Annotated in this window: 19 protein-coding genes; 10 read left to right on the forward strand and 9 right to left on the reverse strand. The window is 73.2% G+C overall.

The features are described 5' to 3' along the window. The first annotated feature begins 169 nt into the window (after positions 1-169). The 6 genes from ACH495_RS31595 (at position 170) to ACH495_RS31620 (ending at position 7,738) form a co-directional block, all read left to right on the forward strand. Positions 170-1,270: an ABC transporter ATP-binding protein gene (locus ACH495_RS31595; protein WP_396861374.1), complete on the forward strand. Its 1,101-nt coding sequence runs from the start codon at positions 170-172 to the stop codon at positions 1,268-1,270. Next, positions 1,267-2,244, forward strand: coding sequence for an ABC transporter permease (locus ACH495_RS31600; protein WP_396861375.1), 978 nt, complete (start codon positions 1,267-1,269; stop codon positions 2,242-2,244). Before ACH495_RS31595 ends, ACH495_RS31600 begins: the two co-directional genes overlap by 4 nt. Positions 2,245-2,247: 3 nt before the next feature. Next, complete coding sequence (locus ACH495_RS31605) at positions 2,248-3,291, forward strand: ABC transporter permease (protein WP_396861376.1); 1,044 nt, start codon at positions 2,248-2,250, stop codon at positions 3,289-3,291. Further along, a complete protein-coding gene (locus ACH495_RS31610; RefSeq protein WP_396861377.1) occupies positions 3,288-4,295 on the forward strand; it encodes an ABC transporter ATP-binding protein in 1,008 nt (335 codons plus the stop codon). The genes ACH495_RS31605 and ACH495_RS31610 overlap by 4 nt, the downstream gene beginning before the upstream one ends. A gap of 34 nt (positions 4,296-4,329) precedes the next feature. Beyond that, positions 4,330-5,739 (forward strand): GH1 family beta-glucosidase, encoded by a 1,410-nt coding sequence (locus tag ACH495_RS31615; RefSeq protein WP_396861378.1) that lies wholly within the window; start codon positions 4,330-4,332, stop codon positions 5,737-5,739. A 115-nt stretch (positions 5,740-5,854) separates the two neighbouring features. Continuing rightward, positions 5,855-7,738, forward strand: coding sequence for a ricin-type beta-trefoil lectin domain protein (locus ACH495_RS31620; protein WP_396861379.1), 1,884 nt, complete (start codon positions 5,855-5,857; stop codon positions 7,736-7,738). A 95-nt stretch (positions 7,739-7,833) separates the two neighbouring features. On the opposite strand, the gene ACH495_RS31625 is transcribed toward ACH495_RS31620, so the two are convergent. Continuing rightward, a complete protein-coding gene (locus ACH495_RS31625) occupies positions 7,834-9,075 on the reverse strand; it encodes an ROK family protein (protein ID WP_396861380.1) in 1,242 nt (413 codons plus the stop codon). A gap of 117 nt (positions 9,076-9,192) precedes the next feature. On the opposite strand from ACH495_RS31625, the gene ACH495_RS31630 reads away from it, so the two are divergent. Further along, entirely contained in the window at positions 9,193-10,566 is a 1,374-nt protein-coding gene (locus ACH495_RS31630; protein ID WP_396861381.1) for a glycosyl hydrolase family 18 protein, read from the forward strand. Between the two features lie 45 nt (positions 10,567-10,611). Here ACH495_RS31630 and ACH495_RS31635 read toward each other — a convergent pair whose 3' ends face one another. Further along, complete coding sequence (locus ACH495_RS31635) at positions 10,612-12,084, reverse strand: M1 family metallopeptidase (RefSeq protein WP_396861382.1); 1,473 nt, start codon at positions 12,082-12,084, stop codon at positions 10,612-10,614. Between the two features lie 80 nt (positions 12,085-12,164). On the opposite strand from ACH495_RS31635, the gene sthA reads away from it, so the two are divergent. Next, positions 12,165-13,568, forward strand: a complete 1,404-nt coding sequence (sthA, locus tag ACH495_RS31640; protein WP_396861383.1) for a Si-specific NAD(P)(+) transhydrogenase — start codon at positions 12,165-12,167, stop codon at positions 13,566-13,568. A gap of 129 nt (positions 13,569-13,697) precedes the next feature. Here the strand turns inward: sthA and ACH495_RS31645 are convergent, their stop codons facing one another. Genes ACH495_RS31645 through ACH495_RS31670 form a run of 6 tightly spaced genes read right to left on the reverse strand, consistent with a single transcriptional unit; the run spans position 13,698 to position 20,877 of the window. Beyond that, a complete protein-coding gene (locus ACH495_RS31645) occupies positions 13,698-15,485 on the reverse strand; it encodes a gamma-glutamyltransferase family protein (protein ID WP_396861384.1) in 1,788 nt (595 codons plus the stop codon). A 36-nt stretch (positions 15,486-15,521) separates the two neighbouring features. Next, positions 15,522-16,538 (reverse strand): ABC transporter ATP-binding protein, encoded by a 1,017-nt coding sequence (locus ACH495_RS31650; protein WP_396861385.1) that lies wholly within the window; start codon positions 16,536-16,538, stop codon positions 15,522-15,524. Then, positions 16,535-17,515, reverse strand: a complete 981-nt coding sequence (locus ACH495_RS31655; RefSeq protein WP_396861386.1) for an ABC transporter ATP-binding protein — start codon at positions 17,513-17,515, stop codon at positions 16,535-16,537. The genes ACH495_RS31650 and ACH495_RS31655 overlap by 4 nt, the downstream gene beginning before the upstream one ends. Further along, positions 17,512-18,393 (reverse strand): ABC transporter permease, encoded by an 882-nt coding sequence (locus tag ACH495_RS31660; RefSeq protein ID WP_396861387.1) that lies wholly within the window; start codon positions 18,391-18,393, stop codon positions 17,512-17,514. Before ACH495_RS31660 ends, ACH495_RS31655 begins: the two co-directional genes overlap by 4 nt. Beyond that, complete coding sequence (locus tag ACH495_RS31665) at positions 18,390-19,334, reverse strand: ABC transporter permease (RefSeq protein WP_396861388.1); 945 nt, start codon at positions 19,332-19,334, stop codon at positions 18,390-18,392. Before ACH495_RS31665 ends, ACH495_RS31660 begins: the two co-directional genes overlap by 4 nt. A gap of 1 nt (position 19,335) precedes the next feature. Beyond that, complete coding sequence (locus ACH495_RS31670; RefSeq protein WP_396861389.1) at positions 19,336-20,877, reverse strand: ABC transporter substrate-binding protein; 1,542 nt, start codon at positions 20,875-20,877, stop codon at positions 19,336-19,338. A 168-nt stretch (positions 20,878-21,045) separates the two neighbouring features. Here ACH495_RS31670 and ACH495_RS31675 point away from each other — a divergent pair, with 168 nt between their 5' ends. Together ACH495_RS31675 and ACH495_RS31680 are read left to right on the forward strand one after the other, a co-directional pair. After that, positions 21,046-22,674, forward strand: coding sequence for an acyl-CoA dehydrogenase family protein (locus tag ACH495_RS31675; protein WP_396861390.1), 1,629 nt, complete (start codon positions 21,046-21,048; stop codon positions 22,672-22,674). A gap of 4 nt (positions 22,675-22,678) precedes the next feature. Beyond that, a complete protein-coding gene (locus ACH495_RS31680; RefSeq protein ID WP_396861391.1) occupies positions 22,679-23,500 on the forward strand; it encodes an MOSC domain-containing protein in 822 nt (273 codons plus the stop codon). A gap of 10 nt (positions 23,501-23,510) precedes the next feature. Here ACH495_RS31680 and ACH495_RS31685 read toward each other — a convergent pair. Then, on the reverse strand, positions 23,511-23,751 hold a 241-nt coding region (locus ACH495_RS31685), incomplete at its 5' end, for a GNAT family N-acetyltransferase (protein WP_396861392.1).

The following is a 23,751-nucleotide window of genomic DNA, read 5'->3' on the forward strand; positions in this document are numbered from 1 at the left end:
CTGGGGCCCAGGGGGGGGGGGGGCCGGGGGGCGGGCCCCCGGGGGGGGGGGGGGGCCCCCCCGCCGCCCCCCCGCGGGGGGGGGCGGGGCGGGCCCCCCCGCGGGGGGGGGGGGGCGGGGGCCCCCCCCCCCCGCCCCTCGCCCCGGCAACCTCAGACAGGAATTCGGCATGACGACGACCGAGAGCGCCCCGGCGCCGGCCGACGGGACAGTGCTGGAGGCCGTCGGCCTGACCAAGCACTTCCCGGTCCGCCGGCGGCTGCGCGACCTCCTCTCCCGCACCTCGGCGGTGGTGCACGCCGTCGACGACGTATCGATCGCGCTGCGTCGCGGACGGGTGACCGCGCTGGTCGGCGAGTCCGGCTCCGGCAAGTCCACGGTGGCCCGACTGCTGGCCCAGCTCCACCCGCGCACCGCCGGCGACATCCGGCTGCACGGCGTCTCGACCCGGGTGCGCGGCGGCCGGCGCTTCCGGGCGTACGTGCGCCGGGTGCAACTGATCCTGCAGGACCCGTTCGCCTCGTTGAACCCGGTGCACACGGTGCGCTACCACCTCACCCGGTCGCTGCGCATCCACGGCAACGCCGGCGACGGCGCGGAGGGGCTGGAGAAGGCGCTGGCCGACCTGCTCACCCGGGTCAGTCTCACCCCGCCCGAGCGCTACCTCGACGCGTTCCCGCACGAGCTCTCCGGCGGCCAGCGCCAACGCGTCGCCATCGCCCGGGCGCTCGGCGCGGACCCGGAGGTGCTGCTCGCCGACGAGCCGGTCTCCATGCTGGACGTCTCGATCCGCCTCGGCGTGCTCAACCTGCTCCAGGACCTCAAGGACCGGCTGAACCTGGCCATCCTCTACATCACCCACGACATCGCCTCGGCCCGCTACTTCGCCGACGAGACGATCGTCATGTACGCCGGGCGGATGGTCGAGGGCGGCGACAGCGAGACGGTCACCCAGCGACCGGCCCACCCGTACACCCGGTTGCTTATCGACTCGGCGCCGGACCCGGAGCGGATCACCGGCCCGGGCACCGGCGGCGCCGCGGCGGCCGAGCGGGACCACGGTGAGCCGCCGAGCCTGATCCACCCGCCGGCCGGCTGCCGGTTCCACCCGCGCTGCCCGCACGCCATGCCCCGGTGCGCCACCGACCTGCCGCCACCGATCCCGATCGACGACCGGCCCGGGCACTGGGCGGCGTGCTGGCTGTTCGACAGGGCCACCGTCGCCGACGAGCACGCCGGCGCCGGCCCGCGCGAGGAGGCGGCCCGATGAGGTTCCTGCTGCAACGGATGGCCTTCTACCTGTTCACCGCGTGGGCGGCGATCACACTCAACTTCTTCATCCCGCGCATCGTGCCGGGCGACCCGGTGCAGTCGTTGATCTCCCGCAACCAGGGCCGGATCAGCGCCGACGCCATCGCGTCGCTGCGGGTGCTGTTCGGGCTGGACTCCGACCGCAACCTGTGGGAGCAGTACGTCGCCTACTGGGGTCAGCTCCTGCACGGCGACCTGGGCCTGTCGTTCACGTTCTTCCCGGCACCGGTGTCGCAGGTGATCGGCGACAGCCTGCCGTGGACGGTCGGCCTGGTCGGCGTCACCACGGTGGTCAGCTTCCTGCTCGGCACCGCGCTGGGCGTGGGCGCCGGCTGGCGACGCGGCTCCTGGGTCGACGGGCTGCTGCCCGCCACCACGTTCCTCTCCTCGATCCCCTACTTCTGGCTGGGGCTGGTGGCGATCGCGTTGTTCGCCGGCCCGGGCAGCTTCTTCCCCTCCTCCGGCGGCTACGAGCCGGGGCTGGTGCCGGCGTTCGACGCGTACTTCATCCCGAGCGCGCTCCAGCACAGCATCCTGCCCGCGGCGACCATCCTGGTCTCCTCGATGAGCGGCTGGATCCTCAGCATGCGCAACATGATGGTCACCGTCGCCAGCGAGGACTACATCACCGTCGCGCACGCGAAGGGGCTCTCCGAGCGCCGGGTGGCGCTCAGCTACGCCGCCCGCAACGCGCTGCTGCCAAACGTCTCCGGCTTCGCGTTGTCGCTGGGCTTCATCGTCGGCGGCACGCTGCTGGTGGAGATCGTCTTCTCCTATCCTGGCCTGGGGTTCCAGCTCTTCCAGGCGGTCGGCAGCAAGGACTACCCGCTCATGCAGGGCATCTTCCTGATCATCACGATCTCGGTGCTGGTGGCGAACCTGCTCGCCGACGTCGCGTACCTGCTCCTCGACCCGCGGACCCGAAAGAGCTGAGCGATGACAATCTCCCCGTCGAGCATCGAACAGGTCATCCCCGGCCAGGGGGCGATGGCGCAGCCGTCGGCCCGGGCCCGCCGGCGCCGGTTCCGCTTCGTGGCCAACGCCAAGGCCGCTACCGGCCTGGTCCTCCTCGGCGGGTACGCGCTGCTGGCGGTCATCGGGCCGTGGATCGCGCCGTACGACCCGGACGCGCGCGGCGCCGACGTGCTCCAGGCGCCGTCGACCCGGCACTGGTTCGGCACCACCCACCTCGGGCAGGACATCTTCAGCCAGATCCTGGTCGGCACGCGCAGCGTGATGGTGGTGGGCCTGATCGCCGGCGTGCTGGCCACCGTCCTGTCCATCCTGATCGGCGTCACCGCCGGCTACCTGGGCGGCGCGGCCGACGAGGGCCTGTCCGCGCTGTCCAACGTGTTCCTGGTGATCCCCGCGCTGCCGTTGATCATCATCGTGACGTCGCTGGTGGACCGCGCCGGCGACCCACTGGTCGCGCTGATCATCGGGCTGACGTCGTGGGCGTGGGGCGCCCGGGTGCTGCGGGCCCAGACGCTGTCGTTGCGCCGCCGCGACTACATCGAGGCCGCCCGGGCCAACGGCGAGCGGACCTGGCGGATCATCGGCTTCGAGATCCTGCCCAACCTGACCGCGATCATCGCCTCCGGCTTCGTCGGCACCGTGATCTTCGCGGTGATGTCCGAGATCACCCTGGCGTTCATCGGCATCTCGTCGGTCAGCTCCTGGAACTGGGGCACCATCCTGTTCTGGGCGCAGGGCCAGCAGGCGCTCGCGCAGGGCGCGTGGTGGTGGTTCGTGCCGGCCGGGCTGGCCATCGCGCTGCTCGGCACCGCGCTCGCGCTGATCAACTTCGGCATCGACGAGTTCGTCAGCCCCCGGCTGCGCACCGGCGGCCGGACCCGGATCCGCACCACGGACGGCCGCACGGTCCGGATGCGCGTGGGGTTCACCCCGGTGCTGGCCCCGGCGGCGGCCCCCGTCCCGATGCAGAAGGCGGAGAACATCCGAGAGGACGCCAACTCATGACCGGCAAGGTGCTGGAGATCCGCGGGCTGTGCGTCGACTACGGCGTCGGCACGGAGGCGGTACGGGCGGTCCGCGACGTGGACCTGACGTTGCACCGCGGCGAGGTGCTCGGCCTGGCCGGGGAGAGCGGCAGCGGCAAGTCCACCCTGGCGTACGGGCTGACCCGGCTGCTGCCGCCGCCCGGCGTGGTCAGCGGCGGTCAGGTGATCTACCACCCGACCGACGGCCCGCCGGTGGACGTGCTGACGCTCAGCCCGGCCCGGTTGCGCGAGTTCCGCTGGGCCGAGACGTCGATCGTGTTCCAGGGCGCGATGAACTCGCTCAACCCGGTGAACCGGGTCTCCACCCAACTGCTCGACGTGATCAAGGCGCATGAGCCGACGAGCACCCCGGCGAGCCGGCGGGCCCGCGCCCAGGAGCTGCTGCGCCTGGTCGGCATCGCCGCCGACCGGCTGGACAGCTACCCGCACCAGCTCTCCGGCGGCATGCGGCAACGCGTCATGATCGCCATGGCGCTGGCGCTGGAACCGCAACTGGTCATCATGGACGAGCCGACCACCGCGCTGGACGTGGTGATGCAGCGGCAGATCCTGGGCCAGCTCACCGAGCTGCGCGAGCGGCTCGGCTTCGCGGTGCTGTTCATCACCCACGACCTGTCGCTGCTGGTGGAGTTCTCCGACCGGATCGCCATCATGTACGGCGGCCGGATCGTCGAGGAGGCGCCCGCCGCCCGGCTGTACACCGAGCCGCGGCACCCGTACACCGAGGGGTTGCTGCACTCGTTCCCGGCGCTGCACGGACCGCGCCGGGAGCTGACCGGCATTCCCGGCTCCCCGCCGGACCTGCGTGCCATGCCTTCCGGCTGTGCGTTCCACCCGCGCTGCCCGAAGGCGTTCGAGCCGTGCGACGAGCGGGTGCCGGTGCTGGGCCCGCCGGGCGTCGACGACCCGACGCGGGCCGTCGCGTGCTGGCTGCACCCGGCCGTCGCCCCCCTGCCCCGCTGAGAAGTCCGAGCCCACCGCTACCGCGAGGAGAACCATGGACACCGACCTCAACCGCCCGAGCGTCGATCAGGCCGACCCGATCGACACGCTGCCGCCGAGCTTCCGGTGGGGGGTGGCGACGTCGTCGTACCAGATCGAGGGCGCGGTGGCCGAGGACGGCCGCACGCCGTCGATCTGGGACACCTTCTGCCGGGTCCCGGGGGCAGTGGCCAACGGCGACCACGGCGACGTGGCCTGCGACCACTACCACCGGATGCCGCAGGACGTGGCGCTCATCGCCGACCTGGGACTGGACACCTACCGGTTCTCGGTGGCCTGGCCCCGGGTGCAGCCGGGTGGCCGCGGGCCCGCCAACGCGGCCGGGCTGGGCTTCTACGACCGGCTGGTGGACGAGCTGCTCGGCCGGGGCGTCGACCCGTGGGTGACGCTCTACCACTGGGACCTGCCGCAGGAGCTGGAGGACGCCGGCGGCTGGCCGAACCGGGACACCGCGTACCGGTTCGCGGACTACGCGGAGCTGGTCTTCGCGGCGCTCGGCGACCGGGTGCGCACCTGGACCACGCTGAACGAGCCGTGGTGCTCGGCCATGCTCGGGTACGCGTACGGCGACCACGCCCCGGGCCGGCGGAACCTGGCCGACGGCATCGCCGCCGCGCACCACCTGCTGCTCGGGCATGGGCTGGCCGCCCAGCGGCTGCGCGCGGCGGCGCAGACGCCGATCGAGCTGGGCCTGACCGTGAACCTGTCCACCGCCGACCCGGCCACCGACAGCGCGGCGGACCGGGACGCGGCGCGGGCCGCGGACGGGTTGGGCAACCGGCTCTACCTGGACCCGGTGCTGCGCGGCGCGTACCCGCAGGACGTGATCGACGACCTGGCCGCGGAGGGGGTGCGGATCCCGGTCGAGGACGGCGATCTGGACGTCATCGCCGCCCCGATCGACGTGCTGGGCGTGAACTACTACTTCGGGCAGCTGCACTCCGGGGTGGACGAGCAGGGCCGGGAGCGCGACGACGACGGCCGGCCGGTGCGCCGGGTGGTCCGCCGCGACCTGCCGCGCACCGCGATGGACTGGGAGATCGTGCCGGAGTCGTTCACCGACCTGCTGGTGCGGCTGCACCGCGACTACCCGGGTGTGCCGATGGTGATCACCGAGAACGGCGCGGCGTTCGACGACGAGCCGGACGCGGCGGGGTTCGTGGCCGACGACGACCGGGTCGCCTACCTGACCGAGCACCTGCGGGCGGTGGCCCGGGCCCGGCACGCGGGCGCGGACGTGCGGGGCTACTTCGCCTGGTCGCTGCTGGACAACTTCGAGTGGGCGTACGGCTACGACAAGCGGTTCGGCATCGTCCGGGTGGACTACGACACCCAGCGCCGCACCCCGAAGCGCAGCGCGCTGTGGTACCGCGACACCGTCCGGCGGGCGCGCGGGAGGCGTTGACCCGATCTTCCGGGGCGGCCACGCGGGTGGCCGCCCCGTTTTTTCATTACTTGACATAAGCCCGGAACAACGGTTCGCTCATTTGCGGATGTCGATTCATCCGAGAGGAGCACCCGTGTCCCCCACCACCGTTGCCCGCCTCGCCGGCCGCGTCGCCCTGACGCTCAGCCTCGCCGCCGGCGCCCTCGCCCCCACCACCGCGGCCCACGCCGCCGGCGAACGCGTCGACGTCTGGCTCACCACCACCTCCGACAGCGGCGGCCGGACCGTCACCCGCGGGTTGCAGCAGCAGAGCCCGCTCACCTTCGCCGCCACCAGCCCCGGCGCCACCCACACCATCACCGTCGACGAGAACACCCGGTACCAGCCGTTCGAGGGCGCCGGCGCGTCCGTCACCGACACCACCGCGTACCTGCTGCGCGGCGGCGGAGTCAGCGCGGCCACCCGGGACGCGGTGATGCGCAAGCTGTTCAGCCCCACCGACGGGATCGGACTGTCGTTCGTGCGTAACCCGGTCGGCGCGTCCGACCTGTCCCGTCCCGGCAACGTGTCGCTCGACGACACCTGTTGCGACCTGAACGACTTCGGTGTGAACGGCTACGACACGAACGTCGAGCTGCTCACCGCGCAGGCCCGCCAGCTCAACCCGGCGCTGCGGGTGATGGTGGTGCCGTGGAGCGCGCCCGGCTGGATGAAGGACAACGGCCGGATGGACCAGATGGGCTGGCTGAAGTGGGAGCACTACGCCACCTACGCGCAGTATCTGGTCCGGACGATCCAGGCGTACGCGGCGCGCGGTGTGACCGTCGACTACCTGTCGGTGCAGAACGAGCCGAACTGCTGCCAGGCCGGCAACCCCACCGCGATGGACTACCCCGGCATGAGCTGGAACGCCTCCGGCCTGGCCGAGCTGACCAAGAACTTCGTCTACCCGGCGTTGCGGGCCGCCGGCCTCACCACCAGGGTGCTGGTGCACGACTGGAACTACGGCGACTACGGCACCATCGGCTCCGGGCTGCTGGCCGACAGCGCGGTGCGGACCGACCCGCTCTTCGGCGGCATCGCCTGGCACGGCTACTTCGGTGACCCGGCGGTGGGCAGCCAGGTGCGCGCGCAGTATCCGGCGGTGCCGCAGTTCAGCACCGAGCACTCCGGCGGGACCTGGATCACCAACCAGCACAACGAGGACATGGCCGACATCGTCAGCTACGCCCGGAACTGGAGCCGCAGCGTGGTGAAGTGGAGCCTCGCCGTCAACCAGAACGGGGGCCCGCACAACGGCGGCTGCGGCACCTGCACCGGCCTGATCACCGTGCAGGAGGGCGGCGCCCGGGCCGGCCAGGTCGACTACACCATCGAGTACTACACCACCGGGCACCTGACGAAGTTCGTCCGGCCCGGCGCGACCCGCGTCGACTCCACCGCGAACGGCACCGTGCCGAACGTGGCGTACCGCAACCCGGACGGCTCCAAGGCCCTGCTCGTGCACAACGGCGGCACGTCCGCGCAGTCGGTCCGGGTGGTGTGGGGCGGGCAGTCCTTCAGCTACTCGCTGCCGGCCCGCACCACCGCCACGTTCACCTGGTCCGGCACCCCGTCCGGTGGCGGCACCGCGCCGACCGGACCGGTCACCGGCATCGGCGGCGCGTGCCTCGACGTCACCGACAACGCCAGCGCCGACGGCACCCCGGTGCAGATCTGGAGCTGCACCGGGGCGGTCAACCAGCGCTGGACCCGGGCCGCCGACGGCACGCTCCGCGCGCTCGGCAAGTGCCTGGACGTGGCCGGCGGCGGAACCGCCGACGGCACGAAGGTGCAACTGTGGGCGTGCAACGGCAGCGCCGCCCAGCAGTGGACCTGGACCGCCGGGCGGGACCTGGTGAACCCACAGGCGGACAAGTGCCTCGACGTCACCGGCAACACGTCCGCCAACGGGACGAAGACGCAACTGTGGAGCTGCACCGGTGGCGCCAACCAGAAGTGGACGCTGCCGTCCTGACTCCCCGGGGTGGCCGGGCCGGCGACGACGCCGACCCGGCCACCGCGCGGGCGACGCCGACCCGGCCACCGTCGCGGTGGCGGCCGCCCGGCCGGTCAGCGGCCCCGCGGCCCCCGTGCCGGGGCCGGCCGGGCCGCCGGTTCGCGGGGCACACCGCCGTCGCGCAGCAGCCGCGCCATCGGCAGGGTGGCCGCGCCCATCGCGACCGCGTCCGGTCCGAGCCGGCACAGCTCGACCGAGGTCTGCGCGTACGGCTGGCGCAGCGCGTGCCGCGCGGTGGCCTCGCGGATCGCCGGCAGGTGGCGCTCGCCCAGCGCCAGCCCGGCCCAGCCGCCCAGCACCACCCGCTCCGGGTTGAACAGGTTCACCAGGTTGGCCAGGCCGGCGCCGAGGTAGCCGACCGTCTCGTCGATCACCGAGGCGGCGGTGCGGCTGCCGGCGCGCAGCAGCTCACCGAAGGCGGTCTCCTCGTCCCCGCCGGGCGCCGGGCGGCCCCGGTTGGCCCGCCGGAACCGGTCGAGCACCCCCTCCGCCCCGACGTACGCCTCGAGGCAGCCGAGGTTGCCGCAGCGGCAGCGCCGGCCCCCGTACACGATGGTGGTGTGGCCCCACTCGCCGGCGCTGCTGTGCGCGCCGCGGTAGCCGACGCCGTCGGCGACCACGCAGGCGCCCACGCCGGACCCGACCAGGACGACCACCGCGTGCCGGACGCCGCGGCCGGCGCCGAACCACATCTCGGCCTGGCCGAGCGTCTTGGCGCCGTTGTCGATGTGCACCGGCACGTCGGTGCCGGCGCGCAGCATCGCGCCGAGCGGGACGCCGTCCCAGCCGAGCGTCTGCGCGTGCACCACCGCGTCGGCGGCCCGCTCGACAGTGCCGGAGACGGCGACGCCGAACCCGAGCACCGTGGCCGGGTCGACACCCGCCTGCTCGGTCACCGCGGCGAGGCCGTGCCGCAGGTGGTCGGCGACCCGCACCGGGTCGGGCTCGGCCGCGGCGATCGGGTACTCGGCCTTGGCCAACGCGGTCATGGTCAGGTCGAACAGCTCGACCTGCACCCGGGTCTCGCCCACGTCGGCGCCGACCAGGTAGCCGTAGCCGGGTGCGACGCGCAGCAGCACCCGGGGACGACCGCCGTCGGACTCGACCGAGCCGGCCTCCTCGACCAGCCCCTCGGCGATCATCTCGCCGACCAGGTTGCTCACGCTGGCCAGGCTCAACGCGGTGGACTGGCCCAGCTCGTGCCGGCTGAGCGGGCCGTCCAGCCAGATCCGGGTGAGCAGGACCGACCGGTTGGCCCGGCGCATGTCGCGCACCGTGGTGCGTCTGGCGTCCACGTCCGCCGCCGTCCTTCCTGCATTTCACGTCCTGAACGAAGTGCTGACAGACTACTGCGCATTTACATTTAACAAAGTTAACTGATAGCCTCCGGCGCATCGACGAGGAGGTATGAGATGCGACTCGGACGTTCCATGACAGCGCTGCTCGGTGGCGTCGCGCTGCTCACCGCCACCGTGGCCCTGCCCGCCACCGGCGGTCTCGCCGCCGCCGGGAACCCGACCGCGCTGGTGGCCTGCGACGCGCCGGCCTGGGCCGAGGGCGTCACCTGGACCGCCGGCAGCCGGGCCGCTTACGCCGGCCGGCTCTACCAGGCGCTGGTCACCCACACCCCGCCGGTCGGCGCGGGCTGGACGCCGGCCGCCGTACCGGCGCTCTGGACCGACCTCGGCGCCTGCACCGGCGGCACACCCTCACCCAGCCCGACCACCCGGCCGCCCTCGCCCACCCCGACGCCGACTCCCTCCCCCACCCGCACGCCGACGCCGACGCCGACCGCGACGCCCACCCCGACCGCGACGGCCACGCCGGGCGGTGACACCTGCGCGCCGAAGCCCCGGCCGGCCGGCAAGGTGCTCCAGGGCTACTGGGAGAACTGGGACGGCGCGGCCAACGGCGTGCACCCCGGGCTCGGCTGGATCCCGATCACCGACGGCCGGATCACCGGCCACGGCTACAACGTGGTCACCGCCGCGTTCCCGGTCATCCGCGCCGACGGCACCGTGCTCTGGGAGGACGGCATGGACGCCGGCGTCCGGGTACCCACCCCGGCGCAGGTCTGCCAGGCCAAGGCCGCCGGCCTGACCGTGCTGCTCTCCATCGGCGGCGCCGCCGCCGGCATCGACCTCAGCTCCGCCGCCGTCGCCGACCGGTTCGTCGCCACCGTGGTGCCGATCCTCAAGCGGCACAACTTCGACGGCATCGACATCGACATCGAGACCGGGCTGACCGGCAGCGGGAACATCAACCAGCTCTCGCCCTCGCAGGCCAACCTGATCCGGATCATCGACGGCGTGCTGGCCCAGATGCCGGCCGGCTTCGGGCTCACCATGGCGCCGGAGACCGCGTACGTCACCGGCGGCAGCGTCACCTACGGCTCGATCTGGGGCGCGTACCTGCCGATCGTCAGGAAGTACGCCGACAACGGCCGGCTCTGGTGGCTGAACATGCAGTACTACAACGGCTCCATGTACGGCTGCGCCGGTGACTCGTACCCGGCCGGCACGGTGCAGGGCTTCACCGTGCAGACGCAGTGCCTGAACACCGGGCTCACCGTCCAGGGCGTCACCATCCGCGTCCCCTACGACAAGCAGGTCCCCGGCCTGCCGGCGCAGCCCGGCGCGGGCGGTGGCTACATGGGCCCGTCGCTGGTCAGCCAGGCATGGAACTCCGTCCCGGGCCTCAAGGGGCTGATGACCTGGTCGATCAACTGGGACGGGTCGAAGGGCTGGACGTTCGGCGACAACGTCCGGGCGCTCCAGGGCCGCTGAGCCGGCACCGAGGGCCCCGCCGGCACGCGGGGCCCTCGTACCCGGTCAGGCGACCTTGATCGGCTTCGGCGTGGTCTTCGAGTCCAGCCAGGCGTTGACCAGCTTGGCGAAGTCGCGGCCGGTCCGCTCGTTGACGAACGCGATGAACGACGCGCGGTCCTGCTGGGTGTTGCGCTGGTCCTGCACCCAGGCGCGGGCCAGCGCGAAGAACGTCTTGTCGCCCACCTGCCGGTGGATCTCGCGGAGCATCGCCGCCGGGCAGAGATAGACGTTGCCCTCGGCGAACCGCTTCGGGTCGGGTTTGCCGGGCGGGCCCAGCTTCTTGCGCAGGACCGCGTCGCCCTCGCGCAGGTAGCGGTCCAGGCTCGCCGCGCTCAGCTTCAGCGTCTCCTGGGTGTACAGGTCCTGGGCGTACTTCGCCCAGCCCTCGTTCAGCCACAGGTCGGTCCAGCTCGTCGGCGTGACGGAGTTGCCGAACCACTGGTGGGCGTACTCGTGCAGCAGGTCGCTGCCCCAGCGGTCCCGGCGGGCCCGGGTGTCCTCGATCTTCCCGCCCATCGTGATCATCTGCTGGGTCTCCATGCCCGACGCCGAGTCCACCACCACCACACCGCCGGAGGGGAACGGGTACGGGCCGAACTTCTTCTCCAGCCAGGCCAGGTACTGCGGGGACTTCTTCAGGTACGGCACCAGCTCGTCGTCGGCGCCCTTGCGGTACCAGTAGGTCAGCGGCACGCCGCGCGGCCCCTTGGCGGTCAGCTTCTGGTACTTCCCGACCGCGAGCGTGGTCAGGTACGTCGCGACCGGATCGACGCTGCGGTAGCTGAACGTGGTGCCGGACTGCCCGGCCGGGGTGCCGCCGGCGATCGCGGTCCACCCCGCCGGGACGGTCACCCGGATGTCGTAGAGCGCCTCGTCGGCGGGCTGGTCGTTCGCCGGGTACCAGGTGAACGCCCCGAACGGCTCCTGCATCGTCCAGAGGCCGCCGTCCTTGGTGACGGTGAGGCCGAGGTCCTCCACGTCCTTGCGGTGCGACGGCATCGGCGTGGTCCGCGGCCGGCCATGGTATCTGACCACCAGCGTCACCGGCTTGTCGGCGACGACCGGTGCGGTCACCGTGAGCTTCTCCCGGGCCACCGCGGCGGTGACCGGCGTGCCGTCCAGCGTCACGCCGTCGAGCTGGTAGGGCATGAAGTCGAGGGCGAGGTTCGGCGCGTCCCGGACCGGGCGGATCCGCAACGTGGCGGCGCCGGTGAGGGTCCGGGTCGACGGCGCCCACTCCACCGCCAGGTCGTAGTGCAGGACGTCCAGCGCGTCGGTGCCCCGCGCCGGATAGACCTTGTCGGCCACCGGCGTGGAACGGCCCGCCTGCCAGGCGGTGTAGTCGACGGCGGGGACGCTCGGAGCGGGCGTGGTCGGCGGAGTGGACGGGTCGGCGGCCGGCGCGGCGGGGTCGGTGGTGCACCCGGCGGCGAGCAGCGGCGCGAGAAGCAGGATCAGCGGTACGCGGCGACGCATCAGCGCACCATACGGGAATGATCCACTTCTGGGGGCCCCTCCGCTGGCGTCCGCCGGGACATGCTGCCAGGCTGTCGGGCGTGTATGACTACGACCTCCTGGTGCTGGGCTCCGGACCAAGTGGACAGAAGGCGGCGATCGCCGCCGCCAAGCTGGGCCGCCGCGTCGCCGTCGTCGACCGTCGCGACATGCTCGGCGGGGTGTGCATCAACACCGGCACCGTACCGTCCAAGACGCTGCGCGAAGCCGTCCTCTACCTGACCGGGCTGAGCCAGCGTGACCTCTACGGCAGCAGCTACCGGGTCAAGGAGGACATCACTGTCGCCGACCTGGCCGCCCGTACCCAGCACGTGATCGGCCGGCAGACCGACGTGATCCGCGACCAACTGGCCCGCAACCGGGTCACGATGATCACCGGCACCGGGCGGTTCGCCGACGCGCACTCGGTCTGGGTCGACGCCGGCTCCGGCCGGGAGACCCGGGTCAGCTTCGACAAGGCGGTCATCGCCGCCGGCACCCGGCCGGCACGCCCGGACAGCGTCGACTTCGACGACCGGACGATCGTCGACTCCGACGGCGTCATCAACCTGCAGGCCGTGCCGCGCAGCATGGTCGTGGTCGGCGCCGGCGTGATCGGCATGGAGTACGCGTCGATGTTCGCCGCGCTCGGCACCAAGGTGACGGTGGTGGAGCGCCGCGAACGGATGCTCGGCTTCTGCGACGAGGAGATCGTCGAGTCGTTGAAGTACCACCTGCGGGACCTGTCGGTCACCTTCCGCTTCGGCGAGGAGGTGGCGTCGGTGGAGAAGCACCGCACCGCCGCGCTCTGCGTGCTGCGCAGCGGCAAGAAGATCGTCGCCGACACGGTGATGTACTCCGCCGGCCGCCAGGGGCAGACCGACGAACTCGCGCTGGAGGCGGCCGGTCTCACCGCCGACCACCGCGGCCGGATCCAGGTCGACGCCGACTACCGCACCGCTGTCGAGAACATCTACGCCGTCGGCGACGTCATCGGCTTCCCGGCGCTCGCCTCCACCTCGATGGAACAGGGCCGCCTGGCCGCGCAGCACGCCTGCGGGGAACCGGCCCGCGCGATGCCGGAACTGCAGCCGATCGGCATCTACACCATCCCGGAGATCAGCTTCGTCGGGAAGACCGAGGACGAGCTGACCGACAGCTCCACCCCGTTCGAGGTGGGCATCGCCCGCTACCGCGAACTGGCCCGCGGGCAGATCGTCGGCGACCCGTACGGCATGTTGAAGCTGCTCGTCTCACCGGACGACGGTCGGCTGCTCGGCGTGCACGTGTTCGGCACCGGCGCCACCGAGATCGTCCACATCGGGCAGGCCGTGATGGGTTGCGGCGGCACTGTCGACTACCTGCTCGACGCGGTGTTCAACTATCCGACGCTGGCCGAGGCGTACAAGGTGGCGGCGCTGGACGCCGCCAACAAGATCCGCAACATCACCCGGATCGACGGCTGACCCCAACCCGCCCCCGCCCCCTCTCCCCCGCGATCTTGCAGTTGCGGCCCGGCGGAAGCCCGGTTTGTCCGCGATGTCGGGGCCGAACCTGCAAGATCTGTGCAGCGAGGGAGGGCGGGGACGGGTGGGTCAGCGGCCGGTGGCGTAGTTCTGGGCGCCTCGGGGGTTGGCGGCGGCGGACAGGACCCCGGTGGCCGGGTCGCGGGCGACGGCGCACAGGCGGCCCAGGCTCCACGGATCGGCGCGGCGGACGGTGTGGCCCTTCACGCCCAACGCCTCCCGCACGTCCGGGTCGACGCGGTCCTCCACCACCAGCACGCCCGGCTCGACCTCACGCGGATAGAACGACGCCGGCAGGCTGGTGGTGTGCCAGGCCGGCGCGTCGATCGCCTCCTGCAACTCCTGCCCGCCGGCGAGGTGGCGCAGCAGGAACAGCAACTGCCACTGGTCCTGCTGGTCGCCGCCGGGCGTGCCGCACGCCAGCACCGGCTCGCCGTCGCGGAGCACCAGCGTCGGGCTCAACGTGGTACGCGGACGCCGGCCCGGCCGCAGCGACGACGCCAGCCCCTCCTCCAGCCAGCACATCTGCAACCGGCTGCCCAGCGGGAAGCCCAGCTCCGGGATGGTCGGCGAACTCTGCAGCCAGCCGCCGCTCGGGGTGGCCGAGATGATGTTGCCCCACCGGTCCACCACGTCGACGTGGCAGGTGTCGCCGCGGGTCACCCCGTCCGCGCGTACCGTCGGTTCGCCGGTGCTCGGGTCCGGCGGGCCGGCCCGGTGGGCGGCATGCGCGCGCAGGTGCGCCGGAAGCCGCGGCGACGCGCCCGCCGGGCGGCCCGGACGCAGCTCGGTCGCGGCGCGGTCGCCGATCAGCGCGGCCCGCTCACCGGCGTACGCCGACGACAGCAGCGCCGCGCCCGGCACGTCGGTGTCGCCGTACCACGCCTCCCGGTCGGCGAAGGCGAGCTTGAGCGCCTCGGCCTGGGCGTGGATGCCGTCCACGGTGGACGGATCGAGCGTCCGGGGGTCGTCGAGCGCGTCGAGCGTCGCCAGCGTCTGCAACAGCACCGGGCCCTGGCCCCAGAAGCCGGTCTTCGCCACGGTGTGCCCACGCCAGTCGAGCGTGACCGGCTCCTCCCAGCTGGCGGACCAGCCGGCCAGGTCGTCGCCGGTGACCAGGCCGGCGTGCGGGCGACCGCTGGAGTCGCGGAACGGGCGACGGCTGAACTCCTCGACCGCCTCGGCGACGAACCCCTCCCGCCAGGCCCGCCGGGCCGCCTCGATCTGCGCCACCCGGTCCGCCCCGGCGCCCCGGCCGGCCTCGACGAGCCGGCGCAGCGTCTCCGCGTACGCCGGATTGGTGACCATCTCCCCCGGCGCGGGCGGCCGGCCGTCGCGCAGCCAGAGTCGCGCGGAGGTCGGCCAGTGCTCGGCGAACAGCGACCGGACCCGGGCCACGGTCTGCCCGGCCGCGCCGACCAGCGGATGGCCGGCGGCGGCGTAGCCGATCGCCGGTGCCAGCACCTCGTCGAGCGTGCGGGTGCCGTGGTCGCGCAGCAGGAGCAGCCACGCGTCCACCGCGCCGGGCACCACGGCGGCGAGCGGGCCGGCGCCGGGCACCAGGTCCAGCCCGAGCGCGCGGAAGTGCGCGACGGTGGCGCCGGCCGGGGCCGGGCCCTGGCCGCAGAGCACCCGCGGCGTGGGGTCGCCGGCCGTGGCCAGGATCGCGGGCACCTCGCCGCCGGGGCCGTTGAGGTGCGGCTCGACCACGTGCAGCACGAACCCCGCGGCGACCGCGGCGTCGAACGCGTTGCCGCCGCGCTCCAGCACGCCCATCGCGGACTGGCTGGCCAGCCAGTGCGTCGAGGAGACCATGCCGAACGTGCCGCGCAGCGTCGGCCGGGTGGTGAACGTCATCGGGCGGCTCCTGCGTGCGACGGCGGCCCGGTGAGCCTACGCCGCGCCGCCGTCCCGCTCCGGCCCGCCGGCGGCGGGGTGCCGCGCGCCCTCCAGCGGGAACAGGCAGGCGGCGTGCTGGCCGGGACCGACCTCGGCCAGCGCCGGATCGGTCTCGGCACACGCGGGGCGGGCCTGCGGGCAGCGGGTACGGAAGCGGCAGCCGCTGGGCGGGTCCACCGGGCTGGGGATGTCGCCGGAGAGCACGATGCGCCGGCGGTCCCGCTCCACCCGGGGATCGGCCACCGGCACCGCCGACAGCAGCGCCGCCGTGTAGGGGTGCGCCGGCTGCCGGTAGATCCGCTCCGGCGGGCCGGTCTCCACGATGCGGCCCAGGTACATCACCGCGATCCGGTCGCTCATGTGCTCGACGGCCGCCAGGTCGTGCGCGATGAACAGGTAGGTCAGCCCGAGGTCGCGTTGCAGGTGCCGGAGCAGGTTCATGATCTGCGCCTGCACGCTCAGGTCCAGCGAGGCGATCGGCTCGTCCAGCACGATCAGGTCCGGCTCGCCGGCCAACGCGCGGGCCACCCCCACCCGCTGGCGCTGGCCGCCGGACAGCTCGTGCGGGTGCCGGTCGGCGGTCTCCGGCCGCAGGCCGACCAGGTCCAGCAGCTCGGCCACCCGGGCCCGGCGGGCGGCGGCGGAGCCCGCCAACCGGTGCACCACGAGCGGCTCGGCGACGCTGTCACCGACCGTGCGACGCGGGTCCAGCGACGCCTGCGGGTCCTGGAACACCATGGCCACGTGCCGGCGCATCCCGCGCAGACGACGCCGGGACAGCCCTGTCACGTCCGCGCCGGCCACCCGGACCCGGCCGGCGGTCGGGTCGACCAGCCGCATCAGCGCCAGACCGGCGGTGGACTTGCCGCTGCCCGACTCACCGACCAGGCCGAGCGTCTCGCCCCGGCGTACGGCCAGCGTGACGCCGTCCACGGCGCGGACCACACCGGCCGGGGTCGGGAAGTGCACCGCCAGGTCGTCCAGTTCGGCGACCACGTCCGCCGCTGTCATGGCGTCCCTCCCGGGTAGAAGGTGCGGACGGTGTGCCCGTCGCCGACCGGTGTCAGCGGGGGCAGCTCGTGCTCGCACCGGGGGTCGGCGCGCACCGGGCAGCGCGGCCAGAACGCGCAGCCGGGCGGCAGGTCGAGCGGGCTCGGCGGGGCACCCGGGATCGCCACCAGGTCCTCGCCCCGACGGGCCGGGTCCGGCCGCGCCGCGAGCAGCGCCCGCGTGTACGGGTGCGTCGGCGCGTCGAACACCGCGTCGACCGGGCCCTGCTCGACGATCCGCCCCCCGTACATCACCGCGACGGTGTCCGCGATGCCGGCGACCACGCCCAGGTCGTGGGTGACCCAGACGACCGCGGTGCCGAGCCGGTGCTGAAGGTCGGCGACCAGCTCGACGATCTGCGCCTGGGTGGTGACGTCCAGCGCGGTGGTCGGCTCGTCGGCGATCAGCAGGGCCGGCTCGCAGGCCAACGCCATGGCGATGACCACGCGCTGGCGCATGCCGCCGGAGAACTGGTGCGGGAACGCGTCCACCCGCTGCGCCGCGGACGGGATGCCCACCAGGCCGAGCAGCTCCACCGCCCGGGCCCGGGCGGCGCGGCGGGTCAGCCCGAGATGCGCCTCGGCCGCCTCGGTGACCTGCCGGCCCACCGGCAGCACCGGGTTGAGCGAGGTCATCGGGTCCTGGAACACGAACCCGACGTGCCGGCCGCGCAGCCTGCGACGGCGGTCGTCGGGCAACGCGCTCAGCTCGGTGTCGAGCAGCCGGACCCGGCCGGTGACCGTGGCGGCGCGCGGCGCCAGGCCGGTCGCCGCGAGCAGCGTCATGCTCTTGCCGCTGCCGGACTCACCCACCAGCGCGAACGTCTCGCCGGCGCGGACCTGCCAGGACACGCCGGCCACCGCGCGGGCCGGGCCGCGCCGGGTGCCGACGGTGACGGTGAGGTCCTCGACGGAGAACACGGCCTCGTCGCTGGTCATGGAGTGCTCCTGCGGGCTTCGCTGAGGGTGAGCTGACGCGGGTCGAGCACGTCGCGCAGCGCGTCGCCGACCAGGTTGAAGGCGAGCACGGTCAGGAAGATCGCCGCGCCCGGGAACACGCCCAGCCACCAGGCGTCGGTGACGAAGCCCCGCCCGTCGAAGAGCATCCGCCCCCAGGCCGGCGCCGGCGGCTGGATGCCCAGGCCGAGGAAGGAGAGCGCCGCCTCGGAGAGGATCGCGAACGCCAGCGACAGCGACGTCTGCACGATCAGCGGCGCGGCGATGTTGGGCAGCACGTGCCGGCGCATGATGCGCAGGTCGGAGGCGCCGATGGAGACGGCCGCCCGGACGAACACCTGCTCGCGTACGGCCAGGACGCCGGCGCGGGTGATCCGGGCGAAGATGGGCGTGTAGACCACACCGATGGCGACCATTGCGGTGCGCAGGCCGGGGCCGAGCACCGCCACGATGGCCACCGCCAGCAACAGCACCGGGAACGCGAACAGCACGTCCATGCAGCGCATCAGCACGCTGTCCAGCCAACCCCGGTAGTAGCCGGCGAACAGCCCGAGCGTCACACCGGCGACCAGCGCGATGCCGACGCTGACCACGCCGACCTCCAGCGAGACGCGCGCCGCGACCAGCACCCGGCTGAGCACGTCCCGGCCCAGCTCGTCGGTGCCGAACGGGTGCGCGCCGCTGGGCGGCCGCAGCATCGCGTCGACGTCGACGTCGTTGACGCCCGACGGGGCCAGCCAGGGACCGGCGACGCCCACCACGACCAGCAGCAGCAGGACCATGGTGCCGCCGACGGCGAGCGGGTCGCGGCGCAGCGCGTCCAGCACACGGCGGCGGGTGCTGTCACCTCCGCCGCTCACTTGACCGTGATCCTCGGGTCGAGGCGGGCGTAGAGAACGTCCACCAGCAGGTTGACCAGCAGGAACAGCGCGGCCACCAGCAGCACGGCGCCCTGCAGGACCGGATAGTCACGGGCCTGGACCGCGTCGAACGTGAGCCGACCGATGCCCGGCCAGGCGAACAGCACCTCGATGACGATCACACCGCCGAGCAGGCTGGCCAGTTGCACCGCGACCACGGTGACGACCGGGATCAGCGCGTTGCGCAGCACGTGCCGCAGGATCACCACCCGGCTGCGCAGCCCCTTCGCCTCCGCGGTGCGCACGTAGTCGGCGGAGAGCACCTCCAGCACCGAGGAGCGGATGAACCTCGTGAGGATCGACGCGGTGACCAGGCCGACGGTGACCGCCGGCAGCGCCACGTGCGACGCCCACCGGCCCGGGTCCTCGGTGAGCGCCACGTAGCCCGACGGCGGCAGCCAGCCCAGCACACCGGCGAAGAGGATGATCCCCATGATGCCCATCCAGAAGTCGGGCACCGAGACGCCGAACTGGCTGAACACGCGCGCCGCGTGGTCGACTGCCGAGCCGCTGCGCACCGCCGCGACGATGCCCAGCGGGAACGCCACCAGCAGGGCGAACACCACAGCGGTGAACGCCAGCGAGAGCGTCGCCGGCAGCCGCTCCAGCACGATCCGGCTGACCGGCTGACCGGTGCGGAAGCTGACCCCGAGATCGCCGGTGAGCGCGTGACCGAGGTAGCTGGCGTACTGCACGGGCAGCGGCTGGTCGAGGCCGGCGCGTTCCCGCAGCGCCTGGTAGGTCTCCGGGTCGAACCGGGTGCCGAGCGCCACCCGGACCGGGTCACCCGGCACCAGTTGCAGCAGCAGGAAGACCACCAGGGTCACCCCGAGCAGCACGATCGCCGACTGGAGGACCCGCCGCAGGACGAAGCGGGTCATCTCACTTGCCGAGGGCGACCGAGCGGAACCGGATCGCCCGGTCGCTGCGGACGTCGTAGCCGGAGACCTTCTTCGACCAGCCCTGCACCACGTCCGGGTTGTAGAGGTAGAGGTAGCTGGCGTCGTCGACGATCTGCTTCGCCGCCTGGTCGTACGCCTGCTTGCGGGCAGCCTGGTCGGTCTCGGTCCGGGCGGTGTCGAGCAGCTTGTCCACGGCCGGGTTGGCGTACTTGTGGAAGTTGAACGTGCCGCCGCTGTGGTGCTGGGCGTAGTAGAACTCGTCCGGGTCGACGTTGCCCAGCCAGCCGAGCATGAACCCGTCGAAGTTCCCCTTGGCCTGCTCGTCGAGCCACTGGGCGAAGTCCAGCGTACGGATCTTCACGGTGATCCCGACGTCCTTGAGCTGCGCGGCGATGACCTGGGCGGCGGTGACCGTCTCCGGGTATTCGCTGGTGACCATCAGGTCCATGCTGAGGTTGGCGACGCCGGCCTGGCCGAGCATCTGCTTCGCCTTGGCCGGGTCGTGCGCGTAGGGCGCGTAGTCGTAGTAGAACGCGCTGTTGCGCGGGATGGCGGTCTGGTTGACCGTGGCGAGGCCGAACTTGGCCGCCTTGGTGATCGCCTCCCGGTCGAGCGCGTAGCCGATCGCGCGTCGGACCTCGGGGTTGTCGAACGGCTTGCGGGCCTCGTTGAGCGCCACGTACCAGTAGTCGGTGGACGGGGCCGACCTCACCACCGGGTCGTCGCCGTCCCGCAACGACGCCACCTGCTGCGGCGGCAGGTTGTCGGTCCACTGGACCTGGCCGCCGCGCAGGTTCTGCAGCGCCACGGTGGGGTCCTTGACGAACGTGAAGGTGACGCCGTCGAGCTTCGGCTTGTCACCCCAGTAGGCGTCGTTGCGGACCAGCTTGATGCTGTCGCCCGAGGTGTAGCCGGCGACCTTGAACGGGCCGCTGCCGACCGGCGCGGTCTTCACCTTGCCGGACTCCACGTTGGACTTCTCGACGATCGCCACGCCCTTGAAGCCGCCGAGGTTGGCCAGCAGGTTGGGGGTGGGCGCGCTCAGCGTCACCACGACGGTGGCCGGGTCGGGGCCGGTCACCGACTTGACGGTGGCGAACTTGTAGGCGGTGTTCAGCTTCTGCTTGATGATCCGCTCGTAGGAGTAGACGACGTCCTCCGAGGTCAGCGGCGACCCGTCGGAGAACTTCGCGCCCTCGCGCAGGGTGAACGTCCAGGTGAGCTGGTCGGCGCTGGTGGTCCACTTGGCGGCCAGCGACGGCACCATCTTCAGGTCGGCGTCCGGCTCGACCAGTGTGTCGTACACGTTCTCCAGCACCTGGAAGCTGTAGTAGGCGGACGTCTTGTGCGGGTCGAGCTGGTCCGGTTCGCCGCCGATCGCGGCGTTGAGGACGCCCCCCGCGCCCCCGCCGTTCCCGCCGCCGTCGCCGACGTCGACGCTCTCGCCGCCGGTGCATCCGGAGAGGACGCCGGCCGCGAGCGTGAGTGCCGCGCCGATCACGCCGAGCTTGTTCCTGGACATTGGCCCCCCTGCCGCATTCCGAACAAAAGAAAGTTTCGGCGAGTCTTCTCGCCGAGCGGGATGATGTCAAACGAATCGAGCCAAATTGACTGATCGCCGCGCGGTTGCCGGCCGGGACTGAACGGTGGTTCAATCCACCCTCCGCCACCGCCCGCTGGGAGCGTCGCCGTGACCACACACGAGGTCGTCAACCAGGTCCCTCCGCTGGTCGGCCACGACACCGCCGACGACCCGGCGCTGCTCGACGGCCTGGCCCGGGAGGGCGCCGGCTGGGCCACCGCCGGGCTGCACGCCCTCGGCCGGCTGGCCGGCGGCGAGGCGGCCACCGAGCACGGCCGGCTGGCCAACGAGCACCCACCGGTGCTGCGCACCCACGACCGCTTCGGCCACCGCGTCGACGAGGTGGAGTTCCACCCGTCCTGGCACGAGCTGATGCGCACCGCGGTCGGGCACGGACTGCACGCCGCGCCGTGGGCCGACGACCGGCCGGGCGCGCACGTGGCCCGCGCCGCCGGCTTCTACGTCTGGCGGCCCGACGCCGGGCACGGCTGCCCGATCTCGATGACCTACGCGGCGGTGCCGGCGCTGCGGCACAGCCCCGAGCTGGCCGCGCGCTACGAACCGCTGCTCGCCAGCACCGCGTACGACTTCGGGCTGCGCCCCCCGCTGGGCAAGCGCGGCCTGCTGGCCGGCATGTCGATGACCGAGAAGCAGGGCGGCTCGGACGTGCGCGCCAACACCACCACCGCCCGGCCCGAGCCGGACGGCAGCTACCGGCTGCTCGGGCACAAGTGGTTCACCTCCGCGCCGATGTGCGACCTGTTCCTCACCCTCGCCCAGGCGCCGGGCGGCCTCACCTGCTTCCTGGTCCCCCGCGTGCTGCCCGACGGCGGTCGCAACCCGATGCGGCTGATGCGGCTGAAGGACAAGCTCGGCAACCGCTCCAACGCCTCCGCCGAGATCGAGTACGAGCACGCGGTGGCGTGGCGCGTCGGCGACGAGGGACGCGGCGTACGCACCATCCTCGACATGGTCAACCTGACCCGGCTGGACTGCGTGATCGGGGCGGCGGCCGGCATGCGTCAGGGCGTGACCACCGCCGTGCACCACGCCACCCACCGGACGGCGTTCGGCCGCTACCTGGCCGACCAGCCGCTGATGCGCAACGTGCTGGCCGACCTGGCGGTGGAGTCCGAGGCCGCCACCGTGCTGATGACGCGGTTGGCCGGCGCCACCGACCGGTCGGCGCGCGGCGACGCCGGCGAGACCGCGTTCAAGCGCCTGGCCCTCGCGGTCGGCAAGTACTGGGTCTGCAAGCGCTGGCCGGGGCACGCCGCCGAGGCCCTCGAGTGCCTGGGCGGCAACGGCTACGTCGAGGAGTCCGGCATGCCGCGGCTGTTCCGCGAGTCGCCGCTGAACTCGATCTGGGAGGGCTCCGGCAACGTCGCCGCGCTGGACGTGCTGCGCGCGCTCACCCGGGAGCCGCAGGTGCTGGCCGCGTACGAGGCGGAGGTGGCCGCCGCGACCGGCGCGGACGCCCGTCTCGACGCCGCGGTCCGGCGGATGCGCGACGAACTGGCCGACCACACCGACCTGGAGCTGCGGGCCCGCCGGGTGGTCGAGCGGCTCGCGCTGGTGCTCCAGGGCGCGCTGCTGGTCCGCCACGGCCACCCGGCCGTCGCCGACGCGTTCTGCGCGTCCCGGCTGGACGGCGACCACGGCCAGGCGTACGGCACGCTGCCCGGCGGGCTCGACCTGGCCGCGATCATCGACCGGGCCACCCCGACGGTCGGCTGAGGCGATGCGACTCGTCTCGACGCACGTCCACCCGGTGAAGTCGCTGGCCGGCGTGGACGTCGACCGGGCCACTGTCGAGCCGTGGGGGTTGCGCCACGACCGGCGCTGGGTGCTGCTGCAACCGGACGGCGCGGTGCTCACCGCCCGCACCACGCCCCGGATGCTCGGCCTCACCGCCGTGCCCGGCGACGGGTCACTCACGCTCACCGACCGCGACGGCGGGTCGCTGGTCGTCGCCGAACCGATGGCCGGGCCGCCGGCCGCCACCACGCTGTCCCGGCTGGACTCGGTGCGCCTCGCCGCCGCCGAGGCGCACGACTGGCTCACCGACCGCCTGGGTCGCCCGGTGCGGCTGGGCTGGCTGGACGACCCGCGTCGCCGGCCGGTGTCGGCCGCGCACGGCGGCCGCCCCGGCGACCCGCTGAACCTCGCCGACGCCGGCCCGCTGCTGGCCGCCACGCTGCCGTCGCTGCGCCGGCTGCGGGACTGGATCGCCGAGGGCGCGCGCGAGCGGGGCGAGCCGGCGCCGGACCCGCTGCCGATGGCCCGGTTCCGGCCCACAGTGGTGCTCGACGGCCCGGTCGCGCCGTTCGCCGAGGACGGCTGGACCCGGGTGCGCATCGGCGCGGTCGACTTCCGGGTCGCCGAACGCTGCGACCGCTGCTCGCTCACGCTGATCGACCCGGTGACGCTCACCAGCGGCAAGGAGCCGATCCGTACGCTGGCGCGGCACCGGCGGCAGGACGGGAAGACGTGGTTCGGCATCCGGCTGATCCCGGTCACCACCGGCGAGATCCGGGTCGGTGACCCGGTCACCGCCGGCTGACCCGCGCGACTCAGCCCGTGCCGGCCCGCCACTCGTCGGCGAGGACGGCGAAGACGAGCTGGTCGGCCCACTCGCCGCGGAACCGGTAGCTGCGCACGTGCCGGGCCTCCCGGCGCAGGCCCAGCCGGGTGAGCAGGCGGGCCGACGGCTCGTTGTCGGCGTGGCACCGGGCCGTCACCCGGTGCAGCCCGAACGTGCCGAACCCCCAGTCCAGCAGCGCCCCGGCCGCCTCGGTGGCCAGGCCGCGACCG

It is taken from the genome of Micromonospora sp. NPDC018662, from assembly GCF_044391475.1.
Taxonomy (GTDB): Bacteria; Actinomycetota; Actinomycetes; order Mycobacteriales; family Micromonosporaceae; genus Micromonospora.

Excerpts from the sequence above, each read along its gene's own strand:
- ACH495_RS31605 (WP_396861376.1), top strand. The coding sequence starts at position 2,248 with ATGACAATCTCCCCGTCGAGCATCGAACAGGTCATCCCCGGCCAGGGG.
- ACH495_RS31645 (WP_396861384.1), bottom strand. The coding sequence starts at position 15,485 with ATGACGTTCACCACCCGGCCGACGCTGCGCGGCACGTTCGGCATGGTC.
- ACH495_RS31615 (WP_396861378.1), top strand. The coding sequence starts at position 4,330 with ATGGACACCGACCTCAACCGCCCGAGCGTCGATCAGGCCGACCCGATC.
- ACH495_RS31655 (WP_396861386.1), bottom strand. The coding sequence starts at position 17,515 with ATGACCAGCGACGAGGCCGTGTTCTCCGTCGAGGACCTCACCGTCACC.
- ACH495_RS31610 (WP_396861377.1), top strand. The coding sequence starts at position 3,288 with ATGACCGGCAAGGTGCTGGAGATCCGCGGGCTGTGCGTCGACTACGGC.
- ACH495_RS31595 (WP_396861374.1), top strand. The coding sequence starts at position 170 with ATGACGACGACCGAGAGCGCCCCGGCGCCGGCCGACGGGACAGTGCTG.
- ACH495_RS31600 (WP_396861375.1), top strand. The coding sequence starts at position 1,267 with ATGAGGTTCCTGCTGCAACGGATGGCCTTCTACCTGTTCACCGCGTGG.
- ACH495_RS31635 (WP_396861382.1), bottom strand. The coding sequence starts at position 12,084 with ATGCGTCGCCGCGTACCGCTGATCCTGCTTCTCGCGCCGCTGCTCGCC.
- ACH495_RS31630 (WP_396861381.1), top strand. The coding sequence starts at position 9,193 with ATGCGACTCGGACGTTCCATGACAGCGCTGCTCGGTGGCGTCGCGCTG.
- ACH495_RS31650 (WP_396861385.1), bottom strand. The coding sequence starts at position 16,538 with ATGACAGCGGCGGACGTGGTCGCCGAACTGGACGACCTGGCGGTGCAC.
- ACH495_RS31665 (WP_396861388.1), bottom strand. The coding sequence starts at position 19,334 with ATGACCCGCTTCGTCCTGCGGCGGGTCCTCCAGTCGGCGATCGTGCTG.
- ACH495_RS31670 (WP_396861389.1), bottom strand. The coding sequence starts at position 20,877 with ATGTCCAGGAACAAGCTCGGCGTGATCGGCGCGGCACTCACGCTCGCG.
- ACH495_RS31680 (WP_396861391.1), top strand. The coding sequence starts at position 22,679 with ATGCGACTCGTCTCGACGCACGTCCACCCGGTGAAGTCGCTGGCCGGC.